The sequence below is a fragment of the Streptomyces sp. NPDC088817 genome (assembly GCF_044750345.1).
Classification (GTDB): domain Bacteria; phylum Actinomycetota; class Actinomycetes; order Streptomycetales; family Streptomycetaceae; genus Streptomyces.
In genome coordinates this window covers 90,527-107,941 of sequence record NZ_JBIVJN010000003.1, presented here as the reverse complement: position 1 = coordinate 107,941, position 17,415 = coordinate 90,527, and the positions used below count along the sequence as shown (strand labels likewise).

General features: G+C 65.8%; 16 protein-coding genes and 1 tRNA gene. 14 read left to right on the top strand and 3 right to left on the bottom strand.

Going from position 1 to position 17,415, the window contains the following annotated elements; translation table 11 throughout:
- Positions 1–2 precede the first annotated feature (2 nt).
- The 6 genes from ACIP4X_RS06665 (at position 3) to ACIP4X_RS06640 (ending at position 9,079) form a co-directional block, all read left to right on the top strand.
- Entirely contained in the window at positions 3–2,984 is a 2,982-nt protein-coding gene (locus ACIP4X_RS06665; RefSeq protein ID WP_401347002.1) for a DUF499 domain-containing protein, read from the top strand.
- A 13-nt stretch (positions 2,985–2,997) separates the two neighbouring features.
- Positions 2,998–3,570 carry a hypothetical protein gene (locus ACIP4X_RS06660; RefSeq protein WP_401347000.1) on the top strand — a complete coding sequence of 191 codons (573 nt, stop codon included), beginning with the start codon at positions 2,998–3,000 and terminating at the stop codon, positions 3,568–3,570.
- A gap of 516 nt (positions 3,571–4,086) precedes the next feature.
- Complete coding sequence (locus ACIP4X_RS06655) at positions 4,087–4,290, top strand: hypothetical protein (RefSeq protein WP_388484206.1); 204 nt, start codon at positions 4,087–4,089, stop codon at positions 4,288–4,290.
- 149 nt (positions 4,291–4,439) lie between these two features.
- On the top strand, positions 4,440–5,003 hold the full coding sequence (locus tag ACIP4X_RS06650) for a hypothetical protein (RefSeq protein ID WP_401346997.1): 564 nt from the start codon (positions 4,440–4,442) through the stop codon (positions 5,001–5,003).
- Positions 5,004–5,435: 432 nt separating this feature from the next.
- The gene (locus tag ACIP4X_RS06645) at positions 5,436–7,220 is read left to right on the top strand and encodes a DUF4209 domain-containing protein (RefSeq protein ID WP_388484208.1); all 1,785 of its coding nucleotides are present in this window, start codon (positions 5,436–5,438) and stop codon (positions 7,218–7,220) included.
- A gap of 1,472 nt (positions 7,221–8,692) precedes the next feature.
- Complete coding sequence (locus ACIP4X_RS06640; protein WP_401346995.1) at positions 8,693–9,079, top strand: GntR family transcriptional regulator; 387 nt, start codon at positions 8,693–8,695, stop codon at positions 9,077–9,079.
- A gap of 149 nt (positions 9,080–9,228) precedes the next feature.
- Here the strand turns inward: ACIP4X_RS06640 and ACIP4X_RS06635 are convergent, their stop codons facing one another.
- The gene (locus tag ACIP4X_RS06635; RefSeq protein WP_388484210.1) at positions 9,229–9,564 is read right to left on the bottom strand and encodes a hypothetical protein; all 336 of its coding nucleotides are present in this window, start codon (positions 9,562–9,564) and stop codon (positions 9,229–9,231) included.
- 456 nt (positions 9,565–10,020) lie between these two features.
- Complete coding sequence (locus tag ACIP4X_RS06630; RefSeq protein WP_401346992.1) at positions 10,021–10,761, bottom strand: GntR family transcriptional regulator; 741 nt, start codon at positions 10,759–10,761, stop codon at positions 10,021–10,023.
- Positions 10,762–10,965: 204 nt separating this feature from the next.
- Between ACIP4X_RS06630 and ACIP4X_RS06625 the strand changes: the two genes are divergently transcribed.
- The 7 genes from ACIP4X_RS06625 (at position 10,966) to ACIP4X_RS06595 (ending at position 16,484) form a co-directional block, all read left to right on the top strand.
- Positions 10,966–11,313: a hypothetical protein gene (locus ACIP4X_RS06625; RefSeq protein ID WP_073948797.1), complete on the top strand. Its 348-nt coding sequence runs from the start codon at positions 10,966–10,968 to the stop codon at positions 11,311–11,313.
- Positions 11,313–12,632, top strand: a complete 1,320-nt coding sequence (locus ACIP4X_RS06620) for an FtsK/SpoIIIE domain-containing protein (RefSeq protein ID WP_401346988.1) — start codon at positions 11,313–11,315, stop codon at positions 12,630–12,632. Before ACIP4X_RS06625 ends, ACIP4X_RS06620 begins: the two co-directional genes overlap by 1 nt.
- A gap of 12 nt (positions 12,633–12,644) precedes the next feature.
- Entirely contained in the window at positions 12,645–12,839 is a 195-nt protein-coding gene (locus tag ACIP4X_RS06615; RefSeq protein WP_161107426.1) for a hypothetical protein, read from the top strand.
- 32 nt (positions 12,840–12,871) lie between these two features.
- Positions 12,872–13,162, top strand: a complete 291-nt coding sequence (locus ACIP4X_RS06610; protein WP_401346984.1) for a hypothetical protein — start codon at positions 12,872–12,874, stop codon at positions 13,160–13,162.
- A gap of 361 nt (positions 13,163–13,523) precedes the next feature.
- A complete protein-coding gene (locus ACIP4X_RS06605) occupies positions 13,524–14,897 on the top strand; it encodes a replication initiator (protein ID WP_401346982.1) in 1,374 nt (457 codons plus the stop codon).
- Positions 14,887–15,099, top strand: coding sequence for a helix-turn-helix transcriptional regulator (locus ACIP4X_RS06600; protein WP_388483046.1), 213 nt, complete (start codon positions 14,887–14,889; stop codon positions 15,097–15,099). The genes ACIP4X_RS06605 and ACIP4X_RS06600 overlap by 11 nt, the downstream gene beginning before the upstream one ends.
- Positions 15,096–16,484 carry a tyrosine-type recombinase/integrase gene (locus ACIP4X_RS06595; RefSeq protein WP_401346980.1) on the top strand — a complete coding sequence of 463 codons (1,389 nt, stop codon included), beginning with the start codon at positions 15,096–15,098 and terminating at the stop codon, positions 16,482–16,484. Before ACIP4X_RS06600 ends, ACIP4X_RS06595 begins: the two co-directional genes overlap by 4 nt.
- 262 nt (positions 16,485–16,746) lie before the next feature.
- Here ACIP4X_RS06595 and ACIP4X_RS06590 read toward each other — a convergent pair.
- Positions 16,747–16,818 (bottom strand) — tRNA-Arg (locus tag ACIP4X_RS06590).
- Between the two features lie 113 nt (positions 16,819–16,931).
- Here ACIP4X_RS06590 and ACIP4X_RS06585 point away from each other — a divergent pair.
- Positions 16,932–17,402, top strand: a complete 471-nt coding sequence (locus ACIP4X_RS06585) for a response regulator (RefSeq protein ID WP_358729359.1) — start codon at positions 16,932–16,934, stop codon at positions 17,400–17,402.
- The last annotated feature ends 13 nt before the right edge of the window (positions 17,403–17,415 follow it).

Below are 17,415 nucleotides of genomic sequence, written 5' to 3'. Positions count from 1 at the left end.
GCATGTCGACCGGCATCGCTGCGCACTGGGCGGACCTGCTGACCCTACGGCCCGAGGTCACAGACTCCGACGGCTCGGTCGGGGAACTGCAGATGAGCCTGCACAAGGCCGTCTATCAGACCGTCGACGTGCCCTACCGCAAGGTCGACTACTACAGCGACATCACCCAGCCCACCCCGAACCTCGTCGGCTTCTTCGGCCGCATCGCGCGCCGACTGGGAACCGATGCCGACTGCGCGGCACTGTTCCACCTCGACCAGGGCATGGGCGGAGGCAAGAGCCACGCCCTGGTCGGGCTCTACCACATGGCCCATTCCCCGCAGGAGTTCTTCGCCACAGAACTGGGCCGCAAGGTCCGCGCCGAAGCCGAACAGGGTGGCACCGACGTGGACCTGGCCGGCACCCAGACCGTCGTTCTGACCGCCGACTACTTCAGCCCCGGCAGGACCAGCGAGACCTTCGGCCCGGCCACCAACCTGTTCGAACGGTTCCTGTGGTCGCTGACAGGCGGCGACATGGACCGCTACCAGCGATACGCCAAGGGCGGCCCGAACAAGGACACCCTGCAGCAGGCACTCACCGATGCGGGACGCCCAGTGCTCATCCTGCTGGACGAGCTCATGGACTACGTCCTGCAGCTCGCCGAGCCCGAGAACATCGCCTCCATGCCCGGCGAGCAGGCGTTCCTCAACGCCCTGATGGACGTGTGCGACGACGTGCCAAACGTCGCCCTCGTCGTGGTCATGATCCGCAGCGAACTTGACGAGCGCGGCTACCCCCCGCAGGCCGAGGCCTTCCGCAGCTACGTCTCCGAACGGCTGGTACGCAACGGCCCCGACGGCAGGGTCGCGGTCAACTCGTCCCACGACTTCGCTGCCATCATCCAGCGCCGCCTGTTCGAGTCGACCGATGTGAGCGCCGCGGCCGCGCAGACCGCCCAGCAATACGCCGCAGCGCACCAGGGCAGCTGGCGGGACAAGGTCCTCGACAAGCTCGGCCCCGGGCGAGGGGCAGCCAGCTTCGCCGAGCGGGTCACGGCCAGCTACCCCTTCCACCCCGAGCTGATGCGGCTAGTACGAGAGGAGTGGTCGCGCGTACAGAACTTCCAGCGGGTACGCTCCACGGTCGCCATCTTCGCCCGGACCGCGCTGCACTGGGTCACCGAGCACCAGGCCGGACGCTGGGCCCCAGCCCTTATCGGTGTCGGCGACATCCCGCTGACCACCGCCCTGGAGCAACTGCTGTCTTCCGGCCTGTTCATGAACAACGACCGGGCCGTCCAAGGCTACCGCTCGGTGGCCACCACCGACATCACCAGCAGCGACGGCTCCGCAGGACGCGCGGTCGCCATCGACCGCCGACTACGCGCCGACGGCGTCACTGCCGGCCAGCAGCACGCCGCCGTACGCATGGCCACCGCCCTGTTCTGCTACTCCATGGTCGCCCGCCCCCGCGCCGGCCGGGGCGCGACCAAGGCCGAACTCCTCGCCGCCATCCTGGAACCAACCCCGGCCCCCGGCACCCCCTACACAGACGCCGAGGAGGTCTTCAATGCCCTCACCGGCGAGGACGGCCTCGGCGCACTGGAGATCACCCAGCCCGCCAACGCACCCGGCCGCTACTACCTGTCGATCAAACAGACGCTGCGGATGTACTACACCGCCTGCCACGCCCTGGTGGACCAGCAGGCCTGCGAGAAGCTGCTCTGGGACAAGGCGCAGAAACTCGCCCACAAGGGGATCTTCGACGAGATCCACTTCATCGATGCCCCAGCCGCCACTGGCACCATCGACCTGGCGCGGACCTTCGAGGGCGTGGACTCGGCCACCACCCGCCTGGTGGTGCTCGACCCGCGCCGCTGGACACTGCTCAACGGCAAGGACACCCGTAGCCGCGCCGAGATCACCGCGCTGTTCGGCCTCGGTCCCGACGCGCTCCGCGTGGACAACGCCGCCAGCTGCACCGTGGCCTGCGTGAACACCCAGCGGCGGGACATGGCACGCAAGCGTGCCAAGGAGGTCCTCGCCTGGCGCAACGTCCTCAAGCAGATCGACCCCGAGGAAGCCGACGAGTACCGCGAGGCCACCGCCAGGACCACCGAGGCCGAGGACAAGTTCAAGAAGGACCTCGAAAAGGCCTTCCAACACTATGCCTACCTGGTGCGCGCCGCCGACGGGCTGCACGTGGAGTTCAAGCGGTTCGACGGGGACGGCACGTCCTCGCTGCGCGGGGACCAGGTGTGGTCCGCGCTGGTGGAGGCCGGTCGTGCGACGACCACCGGCGGTCTCTCAGCCGAGTACCTTGCCACCCTGCTCGACACCTTCGAACGCACCCTGACTCCTCGTGAGGTCGTTCAGTTCTTCTACAAGAACCCCTCCTTCCCCCTGGTTCCGGCTACCGACGACATACGCCAGGCGGTCTTCGCCCTGCTCCTCGACGGGTGGGAGCTGGCCGACTCCGACGGCAATCCGCTCGCCATCGCCTCCGCCGGCCAGATCTCCATCAACTCCATCAGCCAGAGCCTCCGCCGCGCAGTCGAGGCACCCGAGGCCGTGTCCGCCACCGCGGCAACCAGGAGCACCACGACGGCCGTACTGCCCCAGCAGCGACGCGTATCCGCCGACTGGCAGGGAGACGTGCTGCCAGTCGACAGCGACGACCAGCAGTACCGGTCCACGGCGGGACAAGCCGGTAGGACCGACGCAGCCAGCACCTCTGACGATGCACCGAGCACCGCCTTGCAGCCGGTCGTCTTCAAGCGGTACATCGTCGAGCTCACCAACCGCAGCATCACCGCACCCGATGCACGCAGCCAAGCGTGGGAACTCCTCAAAGAGCTGAGCAAGGTCATCGACGCGGACGCCGACCACCAACTCCTCACCTTGAACGTCACACTCGTCACTGCTGAGGGGGCACAGGGTGCGATCCAGCAGAAGGCTGAGCAGGCTGGTGCACGCTTCCGGATCGAGGACGACGACTTCTGACCTGGGTAGAACAATGAAGATTGGTAACACACTCACCCTTGAGCTGGCGCGCACCTACGTCGCCAAGCAGGGCTCCACGATTTCGGGCGTGAGCGACGCCGGCTTCGCCACCGAATGGCAGTTCGAAGTTCCCGGCCATCCGCAGTTAACCATCCACGACACACAGTGGGACAACGGCGAACGGGACGTAGTGCTTCAACAGCCCCCGCTCGTACCCGAGATGCCAGCGGCGTTAGCCAACCTGCACGGTCGACACCGCGCTGGGATCACCGAGATTGCTCCGGGGATACTGCGAATCACGGCTTTTCTCTCACTGCCTCAGCCGGACGGGAGGCCGAAGCAGAAACGGGCTCTTACCACGGCTCAGCTAGCGGAGGGCTGCGGGAAGCAACTCCTGCGCGAACTTGTGGCGCGCCCCGATGTTTCGCTTGATCCCTCCTTCGACCTCGCCAAGCCGCAGGACACGGAAAAGTTCCAGCACGCGCTCCGCTTCCAGGATGAGGATCGGGAGACACCCGCCATCGCCTACGTGCTAACCCGGCTCATGCCGACCTTGAGGCACACCGGCTGGGTTGCCAACGAGTGACGTGAGCCTCAGCTTGGGGAGCTGTGATCATTTGTGGCCAGCTCGAGCGTTGACCTGGGCGAACGGACGAGAAGGGGCCGTCTGGCACCGCTGCTTTCACCGTGGTTCCCCGCTGTTCCCCGCTCGATCTGGTGCGCTTGTGGTGCGGCCATGGTGCGTCGGCTCCGCGTGGCTTCCCGCCAGGCTGGGCACGCGAAGGTCACGGAGCTGCCACCGATCACCGCTTTAGGAGCGAGGTTGGGCGATCACGCGCGTGACCTGCGGATTCCGTACCGTGGGCAGAGCCCGGCCGAACTCACCCCTGCGGACCCCGGTTCCCCGTGAGTCCCCGTCCGTTCTGGCACGAGAGTGGCACGGCCACGGGACCGTGCCTTGGGCTCCCTCGATGCGAACTACGGGCGGGAGGGTCGCTGAAGGTCGCCTTGCTGTCCAGGAGGTTTCCTGAGGTCTAACTCGGTTGACTGCGGTCTGAGCGGTTGCTGTACTCCGCTGCTGTACAGCGACTTTGGAGGACTCGTGACCGCACTGCCTGCAAGCGTAGACCGCGACATCCTCGATCACCGGATCATCTTCGCGCTCAAGACGATCCGCGAAACGCTGGGCTGCACGATCCCCGAAGCCATCGACGTGTTCGTGGTCCGGTATGAGGAGCTGCGCCGTGACCGTCCGGGCGACTTCTCAGTCCCGCCTGAGGAGTACGGGCAGGGCTTCTACTCGTGATCGGCGGTGTACCAGTTTGGAAGATCGCGTACGCGGCGCGGATCCGGCCTGATCTGGCAAGACGCTGACCTGCGCGTTCGCGGAACGCTGTCCGGCGGATCTTTTGGTCCGATTGTGCTGGGCGGATCTGTGTGAACGATCATCGGGCCATGAACACGGACTACTGGGCGGCACTCACGGACTCTGAGCGCGAGCAGTGGGGGTTCGTCCCCCGTCAGACGATCGGGTCCCTGTGCTTCGGTATGGACCGGCACGATGCGGTTACCACCATGGCGGGGCATGGCTTCACCGCCGAGCAGAATGAGATCGAACGCTGGAACCGGGACCGCTCCCAGTGGCGCGTCCAGTTCCACCAGGCCGAAGCGGACAGGTGGAAGCGACCGGCCGTGAAGTGCTACTTCGTCGAAGACGTGGGGTTGACCTGCACCCTTGTCGACGGGCTGCGTGGCCCGCAAGTCACCTACGAGGGGATCCGCTTGATCGGCCGTGTGCCGTCTGAGCTCTCGCGAGAGATGGAGGCGTACGCCATCGAGCACGACGCGGGGATCAGGTTCAGCCCTGGGGGAGACATGTTCGTCGACGGCTTCGAGATCGAACTGGGCACGCAGCGGGCCGGCGATGGCGTCGTCACCTGGGCCCTGTTCTTCAACACCGGTGGAATCGCGGGCACCTCGTGGGACATCGCACCGAAAGAAGTCTGGCACCACTGGTAGAGCACTCAGTGAGTGAGGATGCCGCACCAGGTCGGCGGAGTCTCAAGGGGCGAGTCAATCTTCACCGAACGCGATCAGTAGTCGAAGAAGTGACGGGAAAGGTCCGCGACCTCCGTCTACGTGATTCATCAACGCTGTGAACTGCGACTTAGCTGTTCAACGACTGTCGATGTTGGTCGTCATTGAGTGCCGTTGGACGGCCCAGGCACGGCCCAAGCGGGGGCGTCGTGGTATCTGGTCGCCTTAAGCTACGCGGCCGTCGTTAACCTGCCGCAAGCCCCCTATGACGGCTCACAGACGGCCGCAGACTGTCTTCGAGGTTGGTTCCAGCAGCGGAAGCTGAAGGAACGGTGGAAACTGTTGCACTACACCACGGGACCACACGTCAGAAACCAGTAGATATTGCGACAGTTGCCCTGCAAACTACAATGCATGGACTTCGCAGATGATCAACTAGCGCCTCTGGCAAGCTGGATCGACGAAGCGGCTCAAGCCGAGACCAGCTTTGCGGCTCATCGATCACTCACTAGCCGTATTCCGATCGCCGAGCAACGAGGGACGTTGGACGAAGAGGACTCCCAGGCTACCGCACGGAAGGCAACTGCTTGGGCCTTCGCTTACCACGTTCAAGTAGTAGAAAACAGCGGCAAATGGCGAACTCAGATTATTCCTTACCTCGAATATCCAGACGACTCATCAATGCCGCCGCGAATTGTCGACGTACCCAACTCCGGCGTCGCGGTATGGTCTAGATTGAGTGAAATGGTGTCCTCGAACTTTGGTAAGGCCAGGCTGCATCACTTGCTCTTTGAGCGCAAACACGGGAACGTCCGCGATCACGCAATTCAGGCAGCGCAGAGTTATTTCCAAGCAGCCAAAGACTGGACTGAGTGGCTTGATAAAGAAGAAGCTCTGAACATAGCTTTGCGGTTGGCGCGCGCAGTAGGGGAAAGAGAACTCGCCTCGCAGATTATGGCGGATATGCTAAAACTAGTTGGTCAAGCCCTGTCAAGCGAGGAGGAAGTGCCTGGAGTTGCATTGCGCGTCCTTCGACCTCTCGTCGATGAGAGTTCACCTCCCCCAGCCCTGACTTCCACTATTGACATCGCCTTGCAAACGTACGACTCCCCGTTCATCCGAGATGAACTATTGTCCCTTGCGTTGCGTCGCCCAGTCACGGTCAAGGAGCGTGATGCCCTGCATGTGCAGCGAGTGCAGATTTGGCTAGATGCTGCCGCCGGCGAAACCGGTCTAAGGAGAGCCGGCCATCTCAAGACCGCCCTTCAGCGCGCCCAGGAGACAGGTAAATCCGATCTGATTGAGCGTGCCGCTGCGGCCCTGCAAAAGATCCGGGAAGAAGATCTCGGGCTCGTCTCCTTTACTTCCTCCGGCGCTATAAGTCGAGAGCAGTTCCAGGAAATGATGGCGCCAGTGGTCAACGCCGCCGACTGGCGGGAAGCTTTGGTGCAGTTCGCCTTCGCTTACGGGCCTGCCGTCGGTACGGTGGAACGCACAAGGAAAGCTGCCGAAGAGTACGCTCGCGTTTCCATCATCGAGAGTCTCGCCACGACGGAGATTTTTGGATCCGATGGCCTGCCGCGCTTTTCTCCGCAAACCGATGCCGAGAAAAATGAAATGCGCCTAGCCCGACAAGAGGCGTTTGCATTGCAAACTTCGGCACCCCTGTTAGCGCATCTTTTGCATAAAGTGGCTGAGGCGCACGGAATTCCAAGTGAAGCGGATCTTACTGAGTTCTTTTCTCAAGGTCCGCTTGCTTCGCATGAGTTGGCATCGTCGATCTCTCGGTGTTTCATCCGCTTTTGGACCGGAGACCCCGAAGGAGCTACGTTCACCATCGCCCCAAAGATTGAAACGTTGGCTCGAAATCTCGTCTTGAGTCTGGACGCGGGTGTCTATCGACTACAGCGCCAGGAAAAACCGGGACAGTACCCAGGGCTAGCATCCCTGCTTTCAACTCTACGAGAGAGAGGGCTCGATGAATCCTGGTACCGCAACATCCTCACTATTTGCGGAAATCCGGCGGGTGGCTGGAATCTCAGGAACGAACTCGCACATGGATTCGTTGAGAACTCCGGATCGCCGGGAGCAGCCATCCTGTTTCAATGTGTGATGTACCTCTGGACTCTAGGGCCCAAAAAAGAGAAAGATGAAACAGAGTCAGAAGTCTCCAATTCCTCAGATGAAGCACCCTCCTGACAGATCTGCTGTGCCCAACGCACTCCCTCTCGGTTAGTGACGACGGGACAGGAACTTCGTCCGGTCCCGTCGTCACTCGCGACTCACCATGCATCGGCGTGCCAGGAAAATCGACTAATCTCCGTCTGCCAGCAGCCATCTCAGCAGGTCGCGACCTTTCTTGCGGAACCATGAGCGGAACCGAAGCAACCAGTGCTCGGCAACGTGGCAGAGATGCCGAGCCTGACGTGCATACCAAGCGAAAGCCGGCAGTGTGAGGAGTGTCAGGAACGCGAGCAGAATAACCTCATTTAGGGGAATTTCGATTCCTCCGATCCGTTGCTGAACAAGTGGGTGAGTTTGCATTAATTGCAGCCCGAGATAGGGCATGGATCTGGCTCGGCCGGCAGGGGCCATCCCGGGATCACCGCAACACCGGCCGGAAGGTAGAACTGAACTTCGGGGACAGGGACTACAACCTTCGAGGGCTCGTCCATCGGGTCATCGTCCAACATGGTCCATGTGGCACCTGTGGGGCTTCTGGCGAAAATCACGCACATTTCCCTTGCTTCGCCCGAAGTTGCTACCTGTACGCCATGTACATGCCTTGCGTTTTCTACCTCTGGGCTCGCCCCTAGGTATGTCGGCCTCCAAGGAATGGCTTCTCCCAGAGGCCAACTCCCACCCTGACCCGTCGGCCCTGGCCATCCGCGACGCCTGAAGGGGTACCGGGCGATAGCCAACTCCAATGTGCCGGAATGGTCATATTCGGCGGCTTGGACATAAGTGCGGTGATAAGTCAAGTCGTTGGTCGCTAGCGTTACCCGGGCGCGCCGCCCCCGCTTGTCTCGGACCGTACAGTGCAGCAATCCCCATTCGCTGGCTGTAGGAGCCAATGAGGCAAACCCGCACCACTCCTCATAGGTGGCTTCCTGACCGTTCCGCTCCATCTCACGGACGGCGGCATGCGAAAGTTCAGAGAACTCTTTGATCTTCGGGTCTCTCAAATCGCCACTCAGGTATCGAAGCCGCTTCTCCGAGGTCGAGGGAGCGGGGGAGGTGTAACGAGAAGTGCGCTTTTTCTTCGGCATGCAAGGAATTCTGCCGACGTCGGGGATGTCGCGCCACCCTGCTATATCCAGCGCTGTGTAGAACCACCGCGGCGGTGCTGAGCTGCTTAAATCAGCGCTAGAGATGGGTCCGCTCAGCCTCTGCGGGAGTGGTGGGGGCCCCACCGCAACCTGACTGTTACCGGTTGACGGCGTGCAGCCCCTGTGTTCGTCAGCGCACCCGAAGCGGGCATGCTCAGTCGGCCTTCCTATAGATCCAAGTCACACTGCTCTGAGCCCTCGAAGGTCGCCGACTCGTTGAACAAGCGGATCGCTGACAACCCGGACATGTCTGAGCTGCCGTCCCTAGCCGACGTTGTGCGCGACCACATGGTGTCCCGCGGGGTCGCTGTGCGTGCGTTCGACGTACTGAAGCGGTAAGGGGTGGCCGAACCAGTACCGGGCGGACGGTGGCGCGTTGTGCGCTCAGGCGTCCGCATCGACCGCCGCCCGCTGCACCAGCGCATCGCTGAGGTCATCGCGACTGACGCGCTTGAAGTCGGGGAAGCGTTCCCGAGTACCTCGGCGCTGGCAGAGCGGTTCGGGGTATCTCGTCCTACGGTCACCAAGGCGCTGGACAAGTTGGAGGCCGCCGGCGTGCTGGTGGGGGGAGGGCAGGGCAAGTGCGGACCGTCCGCGCCAGGTCCTCACGGCGCTGCTGGTATCAGCGGCTGCGGGCATGCTCGCTCGCCTCGATGGTGCCAGCTACCCCGCCGCCCTATACCGTGCCGCAGTCACATTCGCCGAAGAAGTGAAGGGCCGGGTCTCTGACCTGCGGCCACGTAATCGATCAACGCTGCGACCTGCCACTTAGCCGTCGGTGGTTGTCAGCGTTGGTCGTCGTTGAGCGCCCTCCGACGGCCCCGAGACGGCCCGACAGATGGGGTGGAGGACTGGGAGGTAGACCACATGCTCCGCTGCTACTCCTGGCCGTAGCCGAGGATGTCATGAAGCCAGTGCTGGAAGTAGCGGCGAACGGCATCGCCGTCATGAGGGTCAAGTTGGAGCCATTCTCGCGCGGCAGTCACCATGTGCCTCATGGCGAGAGCTTCCTCGTGCGGCCTGAGTTCAACCCAGTCCGTCAGGGCGCCCCACAGGAGGTAGATGCTGCCCGCGTGCTCGTATGTGGTGAAGACGTCCAGCGTGGCGCCCATGAATTGCAAGCCAGTGTCATAGGGGTCGTCTGCATGCACGAGCTGGTTGGCGAGGTGACGGGTCTGCTCTAGGTATGCCGACACAGCTTCATCGTCACCCATTGTGTTCAATCCCTTAGCGTGTCTCGAAGTGAGAGATCAGCTGCTGCCTGACTGCGCCTGACACGGGGTTGGCACCTCCGGGCCGCACCCTACAGAGCGGTCGGCGTAGCGACTTTGGCCGGGAGCTGCTTTGGCGCGAGTGATCATGGCCCCGTAAGCTTCCGGCGCGTCGGGCAGTCTGTGGACCTGCCCGGTAAAGCACGACGTTGGGGCCATGATCTTCGAGGCTCGCGCCAAAGTGGCTGGCTAAAGTCGCGGAGCCGACCGCCCCAGCCACGACGTGTTCTGACCTCATGCACTGTGTGCCTGCCTCTTGGGCGGGCGTGGGCGGCCGGCGGTGCCGAGCGGGGCGGAGACATGAGCGCGGGCGCCGCCGGCCGCCCGCGCCCGCCCGGAGGAGCGAAGCGACGACGGGTGCTTGATGACGTAGAGAAAGTCTGAGCCAACTTGGCCGTGCTACAGCCGGAACGACAGTTCCAGCTCGTCGCCCGGAAGGTGGAACTCCTCCAGGGCTAGGGGCTTGTCTGCCTCAGTGAGAGTCACGCGGATGACGTGAAGTAGTGGGACCCCGTCCGCGAGGCGTAGGGCCTGGGCCTGGTCCGGGAGGGGCATGCGGGTGCGGACGTACTCCGTGAAGTGGAGATCGTGGCCCAGGTTGGCAAGTGCGGTGTAGAGGTCGGGGGCCGGTGGTGGGGCTTCTTCCTCGTACTTGGTGTCGATGAGGACCGAGAACGGGATGTAGGTGCGGTGGAGTTGACGGAGGCGGCCTTGGTCCGCGGTCTGTAGGGCGTCGTACGTGAACATCGGCTCGCCCGGCGGGATGCGGAGCAGGTCTGCCAGGGCTAGCGGGGCGTCGGTGCGGGTGGCTACGGGGGGCTCGGCGTCTGTCCAGCGGATGCCGTCAGCCTCGACGTACCGGCCGTCGGACGCTCGGCGCACGCCGCGCGGGCGCGTAAGGCTGGGGCGGCTGTGGGGGGAGCGGGCGAAGGTGCCTCGGCCCATGATGGCCTCGACGAGTCCCGACGCCCTTAGCTCCGTGAGGCCCTGACGAACTGTGGGGCGCGTCACACCGAACTGCTTCGCCAACGCTTCCTCCGAGGGGAGCGGTTGGCCGGCCGGGAAGGTGCCGTTCAGGATGCCTTCGCGCAGGTAGTCGGCGATCTGCCGGTACTTCGGCTGCGTCTTCTTCGGCGGCATGCGGGCCCTCCGTTGCCGTGGCTTTCGCGGCTGTTCGTCGTCGTAGACAGCGTGCCCACGATCGTGGACAGCTTCCCTCATCGCTTGGTCGGTTGACAACCCGTACTACGGGTCGCCACTCTGGTCTGGCGTCACCCGTACTACGGGTGGTCTAGCAACCCGGAGGATGGGCCTTCGGGTGCCAGAGATGAGGAGATCCGAACAGTGGCAAGCCTTCCGATCGACACCGCGAAGTTCACGGGGATCATCTGCGCCGTGCCCCCGGCTCCGCGGGTCGCCAACCGTGAGACCGGTCAGCTTCGCGTCGACCGCGAGACCGGCAAGACCATGTACCAGGTCGGCCTGTGCCTGATGGCCGGAGCGTCGGCGGACGTCGTCACCGTGAGCGTGGCGGGTGAACCGGCCGGTGTGCAGCTCGGTATGCCGGTGGCCGTGCGGGACCTGGTCGCCACGCCGTGGGAGAACGAGGGGCGGCACGGGATCGCGTTCCGCGCGGCGGAGATCCGGCCCCTGAGCGCTCCCGCTTCGGCGGGCAAGGGGGCCGGGCAGTGATGAACCTGGCCTCCACCCCTTCGGCCGAGGCGACCGGTTCGAGTTGGGCTCTGGTGGTCGCCGCAGTGCTGGTGTCGGGTCTGCTTCTCGCAGGCCCGGCCCTGCGCCGCCGCTACCCCGTCGCCTGGTGGCTGTTACTCGGCTTTCCCGCCGCAGCCTTCCGGGTGGTGCGCACCTGGCGGGCCTTGATGGCGGGGTGCGGACTCGCCGTGAGTCGTCGGCCGGCGCTGACGGTCGTGTCCGGGCTCGTCGGCAACGGGGCGCCTCCGCCGCTACCGCGTGTGCCGCGCCCTGGCCTCATACGCCCTACTTCCGGCGGCTTCCTGCTGCTGGTTCGGCTGCTGCCAGGCCAAGTGCCGGAGGACTTCGTCAAGGCTGCACCCGCCATGGCGGAGGACTGGCAGGTGCACGCGGTACGGGTGACCTCCTGGAAGCCAGGAGCCGTACGGATCATCGCTTCGGCGGCCGACCCGCTGGCCGCTCCTCGCGTGCCGAAGCAGCGGGGGCCTGGCCACCTGCTCCGGGTGACCGTGGGCGCGCTGGAGACCGGGGCCGCGTGGGTCGTCGACCTGCGGCGCGTGCCGCACTGGCTGATCGTCGGGGCCACTCGTTCCGGTAAGTCGACGCTGATCAACGCACTCGTGGCGGGCCTGGCTCCGCAACCCGTTGCACTGATCGGCATCGACTGCAAGGGCGGCATGGAACTGTCGCTCTACGAACCGCGGTTGTCCGCGCTCGCGACCAACCGTGAACAGGCAGTCCGGCTGCTGGCCGCGCTCGTAGACCTGACCCTCGACCGCATGACCGTCTGCCGGGCTGCCCGCGTCCGCAACATCTGGGGCCTGCCGGACAAGGAGCGCCCGGTACCTGTCGTGGTGATCGTCGACGAGATCGCCGAACTGTTCGTCGTGGCAAGCCGCAACGAGAAGGACGAAGCGCGGGCGGCCGGTACGGCGCTGATCCGACTGGCCCAACTGGGCGCGGCTCTCGGGGTCTTCCTCGTCGTCGCCGGCCAACGCGTCGGCTCCGACCTGGGACCCGGCGTCACCGCACTGCGGGCCCAACTGGGCGGCCGAGTCTGCCACCGCGTGGCCGACCCCGGCACGGCCGAGATGGCGCTCGGGGATCTCAACCCGGACGCGCTGAAGGCGGCGCAGGCCATCACTCCGGAACAGGCCGGTACGGCCGTCCTCGCCTCCGGCGACGGCTGGGAACGCGCCCGGTCGCACCTGATCACGGAAGCAGAGGCGGAAGCCGTCGCCGCCGAGTACGCGCACCTGACTCCGGTTCTGTCCGAACTGCACGTCGAAGCGCCGTGAAAGGGGCCTGCCGTGCTGGTGTCCACGTCCGCCGTTCTGCTGCTCGGACTGCTGATCTGGTTCCTCCTGCGCATTCGCTACCTGAGGTGGGCCGACGCGCTGATCTGCGGAGCCTTCGGATTCCTGCTGTCCCGGACCATGGCTGCCCCGTTCGTTCAGGGGCTCCTCGACGGCGTGAGCGGCTTCCTCGGCCTCTTCCGCTTCTGAACCTCTCCATCGACCCGCGAAGGGGATTCTCTGTGCCCGACTACGTCATTCGCTCCGGTGACCGTGCCGCGTTCCTGGCCGGCCTACGGGAGCTGATCGACTTCCTGACCGCCAACCCGACCGTCGTCGTACCGCGCTACGCGTCCGTCACGGTCGTGGTCGACGCCTCCGACTCCGTTGCACGCCGGGACGCGGTGGAGTTCGTCGCCGCTCCGCTCGGCGTGCCGGTGGAGGACATCGGCCGGGGCTACTTCAACGCGCGACGCGACTTCGGACCGATCTCGTACGTCGTCGTCGCGATTCCGCCCGAGGAGCGGCAGTGATCGCCCGTACGACGGGCTCCCGACGGGGCGCGAAGTCGCCAAACCCGACCCCGTCAGGAACCCACTCCATCCGCCACGTGAGCAGTGAAAGGAGCACTCACACTTTGTCCACCGCGCATCATTCGCGCAAATCCCCCCTGCCCGACTGCGAACTCAGGCAGCACGACCCGGACGTCTCGACCTGCGCCGGACGCGAACAGGTCATCCTCGTCCACCTTGACGGAACCGAGCGGCGCCTGTGCCCTGCGCACGCTGCCGCCCTCTGGCTCACGGATCCGACGCTCCGCTTCAGCGCCAAGACACGGCCGGAGGGAATCTCGGCCGTGATGGGGCAGGCGTTCGGCGGCGGGGGTGGTCGCCGATGACCACAACCCTTCCCGAGAACGCTGCTGCTGCCCTGGTCGCCAGGGCGGCAGAGCCGGACTTCGCAGCCTGGCGCCGGAGCATCGTCCGCCTCGGCGGCTGCACCAACCCGATTCACCTGGTCGGTATGGCAACCGTCTACGACACGACAACGGGCGCGGCCCTGCTCTCCTACGGCTCGGACGTCTACGGCGGTCGCCTGCTCACCGCATGCGGCAATCGGCGCGCGGCGGTTTGTCCGGCCTGCTCGGCTGTGTACCGGGCGGACACGTACCAACTCGTCCGGGCCGGACTCGTCGGCGGTAAGAAGGTGCCGGAGGCGGTGAGCGGTCACCCGCGGGTGTTCGCCACGCTCACCGCTCCCGGCTTCGGCCCGGTCCACACGCGCCGTGAACGTGACGGGCGCGTGCGGGCCTGTCGGCCTCGTCGGGTGGGGGAGTGCTGTCCGCACGGGACTACGGCTGGATGCCGGGAGCGGCACCCGGCGAATGATCTCCGTCTCGGTGAACCGCTCTGCCCGCGCTGCTACGACTACGCGGGGGCCGTCCTGTGGCACGCGTTCGCCGGTCGGCTCTGGCACCGGTTCGGACTGGAGCTACGGCGGGAGGTCGCCCGGCGGGCAGGGCTGTCGCGGACGGAGTTCGGGGAGGTTGCCCGGCTCTCGTACGCGAAGGTCGCCGAGTACCAGCGGCGGGGCCTGGTCCACTTCCATGCCGTGATCCGACTCGACGGTCCGGACGGTCCTGGCTCGGCTCCGCCCGGCTGGGCGACTGTGCCGCTCCTGGTGGACGCCGTCTGGGCCGTGGTCGGTCGGGTGCGGCTGACCGCTCCGGGCGCGGATGTGGTCGGTCCGCGGATGTTGCGCTTCGGTACGCAGGTCGACGTTCGGCCGGTCACCTCGTACGGACGGGACGCGGGGGAGCGGCCTGCCTCTGCGGGGGCCGTGGCGGGCTACATCGCCAAGTACGCCACCAAGGGTGCGGAATCCGCCGGCGCGGTGGACGGCCGCATTCATCACTCACGGGACATGGTCATGCTTCCGGTACGCGCGCATGTGCTGCGCATGATCGGCACGTGCTGGTGGCTCGGCGGACTGCCGGAGTTCGAGCCGCTCGGCCTGCGTCGCTGGGCCCACATGCTCGGGTACGGCGGCCACTTCTCCACCAAGTCACGCCGGTACTCGACCACGCTGACCGCGCTCCGGCAGGCCCGTGCCGACCATCGCGCGGAGCAGCAGCGGGCCTCCCTCGGCCTGGCCGACCACCCCACGGTCACGGTCGGCGAGTGGCGTTACGCGGGGCGCGGCTACTCGCCGGAAGCGGCTCTCCTGGCTGCCTCGGTGCGGGAGGGCGGCGGTCTCCATGGCGCGTGACAGCCGCACGAAGCCGGCCGAACTGCTCACGGTCCGGCAGGTGCTCGACGAACTGGGCGGCGTCTCCCGGCGCACCTTCTACCGCTGGCGGGAACTGCGCCTCGCTCCGGCCTGCATCCGGTTGCCGAATGGGGAGCTGAGGGTCCGTCGGGACGTGCTCAACGAGTGGTTGGAGGAGCGTGCGGAGGGGGCGGCGTCGTGAAGTCGTACAAGGCTTCCGTCTGGAAGCTGTCGGTCAACAAGACCACCAAGAAGCCGACCTACCTCGTGCGCTGGGTGGTCGACGGACAGCCGTTCAGCGAGTCGTACAAGACTAAGACGCTGGCCGACCGCTTCCGGGCCAAGCTGGTGCGGGCGCTCGACAAGGGCGAGCCGTTCGACACCGTCACCGGTCTGCCCGACTCGCTGCGCGGTGGCAAGGCGGCGCTGTCCTTCCTCGACCTGGCGGTGAAGTACGTGGATGCCCGGTGGGCGGAGGCGTCGGCCAAGCAACGGGACAGCATGACCGATGCGCTGGCGACGGTCGTTCCTGTCTTGGTGAAGCCGGGGCGGGGGCGGCCTGCTCCCGAGGTGCTGCGACGGGCACTGCGTTCGTACGTCCTGCCCGTACCCCGTAGGGAGCGGGAGCGGCCGGAGGAGATCGCCGCGGCGGTGAAGTGGATCGAGAAGGCATCGCTTCCGGTGGCGGAGCTGCAAGAGATCACCCGGGCGCATGACCTGATCGACGCGCTGAGTCGGCGGCTGGATGGCAAGCCCGCGGCGACGCAGACGTACCGGCGGCGGCGCGCCGTCGCCTTCAACGCGCTTGAGTACGCGGTGGAGCTGGAATATCTCCCGTCCAACCCGCTGAGCCGGGTCCGGCGCAAGCGGGGCAAGCGGGCGCTGCAGGAGGTTGACCGCCGGGTGGTGGTCAACCCTCGACAGGCCCGGGAGCTGCTGACCGCCCTCACATACGTGGGTGGCTACGACCGGGCGAGCGGTCGGCGGCTGCGGGCATTCTTCGGGTGCCTGTACTACGCGGCCATGCGGCCGGGAGAGGCTCTCGGCCTTCGCCGCTCCGACTGCGCTCTTCCGGCGTCGGGCTGGGGCCGTATCGAGCTGGCGGAGACCCGTCCCACGGCCGGGAAGGCGTGGACGGACTCCGGGGAAGCACACGACCGGCGCGGCCTGAAGCAGCGAGCCCAGCGTGAGGTACGGATCGTGCCGATTCCGCCTCCGCTGGTGCGGCTGCTCCGCGAGCACCTGAAGGAATTCGGCACGGCGGAAGACGGCCGGCTGTTCTCCAGCGAGCGGGGCAACGTGATCGCGGCCTCGTCGTACTCCCGGGCGTGGAAGCAGGCTCGGGAACTGGCGCTCGTGCCGGACCAAGCCTCCTCGGTCCTGGCCTTCCGCCCGTACGACCTTCGGCACGCGGGTGTCTCCCAGTGGCTCAACTCCGGAGTGCCGGCGCCGGAGGTCGCCGCTCGTGCGGGCCACTCGGTGGACGTTCTGCTGAAGATCTACGCCAAGTGCGTCGACGGCCAGGAAAAGGAGATGAACGACCGGATCATGCAAGGGCTGGGGGAGGGGGACGACCCTACGGACTGACAGCCGAACATGACCGACCGACGGAAGCCCCGGACTGTGAGAGGTCTGGGGCTTCGGCCTGTCCACGGATGGTCCACAGGGCTACTCTCAAGGGCCTGCGAAACGGCCTCTGACCTGCCTCTCAGCCCTCCAAGATCAACACGCTATTACAACGTGATCACTGGCAAACGGCTGCTTCCGGCGGCATCTGCCTGCACATGCAACAAGACCCCGCGCTCAGCGAACTCGCTGGTGGCGGGGTCTTCAGGCACTTCATGCGAAGTGCCCCCGGCAGGATTCGAACCTGCGCACACGGCTCCGGAGGCCGTTGCTCTATCCCCTGAGCTACGGGGGCGGGTCGGGCGCGTTGTTTGCGCGGCGACGGGTAGAACACTACCAGTTCCGGGGCGGTGGTCATGAACGTTTTCCGGTGGGTCCCGGGGGGTGGGTCCCACGGACGGGGTGGAAGTGGGGAAAAGCCGGACGCGGTGGCCGGTGCCGACCTACTCTCGAGTGGTGCCAGCCGCTTCGGGACGGGTGCTTGTTGTGGACGACAACAAGGTCATCCGGCAGCTGATCAGGGTCAATCTTGAGCTTGAGGGGCTCGAGGTCGTGACCGCCGCCGACGGTGTCGAGTGTCTGGATGTCGTGCATCGGGTGCAGCCTGATGTCGTCACGCTCGATGTCGTCATGCCGCGACTGGACGGGCTGCGGACCGCCGCCCGGCTGCGGGCCGATCCGCTCACCCGCGATCTTCCCCTTGCCATCGTCAGCGCCTGTTCGCAGTACGAGATCGAGGCCGGGCTCGACGTCGGCGTCGACGCCTTCCTCGCCAAGCCCTTCGAGCCGGCGGAGCTCGTGCGGCTCGTGCGGCGGTTGATCGACGGTGGGGCTCGTGGGGCCGGGGAGGCCGAGCCCGCCGGGCGTAGTAGCGGGTGATTCCTTCAACGGC

Bases quoted from the DNA above. Each gene is read 5' to 3' on its own strand.
- ACIP4X_RS06665 (WP_401347002.1), top strand. From the start codon at position 3: ATGTCGACCGGCATCGCTGCGCACTGGGCGGACCTGCTGACCCTACGG.
- ACIP4X_RS06660 (WP_401347000.1), top strand. From the start codon at position 2,998: ATGAAGATTGGTAACACACTCACCCTTGAGCTGGCGCGCACCTACGTC.
- ACIP4X_RS06650 (WP_401346997.1), top strand. From the start codon at position 4,440: ATGAACACGGACTACTGGGCGGCACTCACGGACTCTGAGCGCGAGCAG.
- ACIP4X_RS06645 (WP_388484208.1), top strand. From the start codon at position 5,436: ATGGACTTCGCAGATGATCAACTAGCGCCTCTGGCAAGCTGGATCGAC.
- ACIP4X_RS06635 (WP_388484210.1), bottom strand. From the start codon at position 9,564: ATGGGTGACGATGAAGCTGTGTCGGCATACCTAGAGCAGACCCGTCAC.
- ACIP4X_RS06630 (WP_401346992.1), bottom strand. From the start codon at position 10,761: ATGCCGCCGAAGAAGACGCAGCCGAAGTACCGGCAGATCGCCGACTAC.
- ACIP4X_RS06620 (WP_401346988.1), top strand. From the start codon at position 11,313: ATGAACCTGGCCTCCACCCCTTCGGCCGAGGCGACCGGTTCGAGTTGG.
- ACIP4X_RS06605 (WP_401346982.1), top strand. From the start codon at position 13,524: ATGACCACAACCCTTCCCGAGAACGCTGCTGCTGCCCTGGTCGCCAGG.
- ACIP4X_RS06600 (WP_388483046.1), top strand. From the start codon at position 14,887: ATGGCGCGTGACAGCCGCACGAAGCCGGCCGAACTGCTCACGGTCCGG.